This window comes from Bradyrhizobium uaiense, from assembly GCF_010811875.1.
Classification (GTDB): Bacteria; Pseudomonadota; Alphaproteobacteria; order Rhizobiales; family Xanthobacteraceae; genus Bradyrhizobium; species Bradyrhizobium uaiense.
The window spans coordinates 1-798 of the sequence record NZ_VKHP01000534.1 but is presented as its reverse complement, the minus strand read 5'-3'; the positions used below and the strand labels follow the sequence as shown (position 1 = coordinate 798).

Sequence of the window (798 nt, the reverse complement as noted above, 5' to 3'; positions counted from 1 at the left end):
CCGTCGCTGACCTCCAACAAGGAGACGGGGCTCGGCGACTGGACGATCGAGGAGATCGTCGACTATCTGCGCAAGGGCGTGTCCGCGAAGGGCGCCGTGTACGGACCGATGGCCGAGGTTGTCTACAACAGCCTGCAATATCTCAACGATGACGATGTGCGCGCGATGGCGGTCTACCTGAAAGGCCTTGCGCAGGGCGGTCCGCCGGAAAAGGCGTCGACCTCGCTACCGTCGGCCGAGAGCAGCCTGCTGCTGTCCCTTGGCAAGTCGATCTATGACCGCGACTGCGCCAGCTGCCATGGCGCGACCGGGCAGGGCATGCCGCCGGACTATCCGCCGCTCGCCGGCAACCAGTCGATCCAGATGGTTTCCGCCGTCAACCCCATCCGCATGGTGCTCAATGGCGGCTACCCGCCGGGCACGTCAGGCAATCCGATGCCCCACGGCATGCCGCCGTTTGCGCAGAAGCTGTCGGACGACGAGGTTGCGGCCGTCGTGACCTACATTCGAACGGCTTGGGGCAACCGCGGCGAGCCGGTATCGGCGCGGCAGGCCAACGAACTGCGTGCGGCAACGCTGAACTAGGGGGCGATCATGATCAACTCATCTTCGCCGCAACCGAGCACATCCGTCTCAGAGGACGAGGCCGTCGAGACCATCGTGCGCAGCGGCCCAGGCGGTGCGGTCGCGATCGCGGGCATAGCGACGGCTATCGTGGTCGGATTGTGGTTTGCATTCTATCTGCTGGTCTTCCTGCCGCGGAGCGCTCCCTGATGGCGACCGAGACGGACCATAGCC

At 65.3% G+C, this 798-nt stretch carries 2 protein-coding genes; both read left to right on the top strand.

Annotated features, from left to right (window positions below; all coding sequences use genetic code 11):
- On the top strand, window positions 1–585 hold a 585-nt coding region (locus FNJ47_RS46310; protein WP_163163481.1), incomplete at its 5' end, for a c-type cytochrome.
- A 9-nt stretch (window positions 586–594) separates the two neighbouring features.
- Complete coding sequence (locus FNJ47_RS46305; protein WP_163163479.1) at window positions 595–774, top strand: hypothetical protein; 180 nt, start codon at window positions 595–597, stop codon at window positions 772–774.
- Window positions 775–798 lie beyond the last annotated feature (24 nt).